1 pseudogene is annotated in these 399 nt (G+C 51.1%); it reads right to left on the reverse strand.

From position 1 onward, the window contains the following. A pseudogene (locus tag UF05_RS13230) lies at positions 1-393 on the reverse strand (sugar-binding domain-containing protein); the annotation flags it as partial. Between the last annotated feature and the right edge of the window lie 6 nt (positions 394-399).

Raw genomic sequence — 399 nt, forward strand, 5'->3', positions numbered from 1 at the left:
TCGGCTGCCTTTACCAAAGCCGACGTACTCGCCATTTACGTACACATCAAAGTAGGTTTCCACGCCATCGAACTTGATGATAGTGTGTTGGTTATCCCGCTGTGGGCCAAGTGGAAATGTGCGTTGATAAGCGCCCGTTGGGTTGTCGGTTGGTACAGACGGGACGTCGATCGGGAATGGGAAGCCTTCATCGGTGTATTGCAGATCGCCGTGGCCCTCCATTTGCCACATGTTCGGGACGGTAATGTGTCCCCAGTCGTTCATTGTTTGTGAGAAAAACTCATCAGGTACCAACATTGAGTTGGTGAAATAACGGAATGTCCATTGGCCGCTTAGCAACATCAAGCGGCGACTCAGCTCACGTGGAAAGGTTTGTGCGCTCTGAACAGAGTCTTAGGA

It is taken from the genome of Vibrio sp. S457-15, from assembly GCF_000960545.1.
In the GTDB taxonomy this organism is placed as follows: domain Bacteria; phylum Pseudomonadota; class Gammaproteobacteria; order Enterobacterales; family Vibrionaceae; genus Vibrio; species Vibrio parahaemolyticus.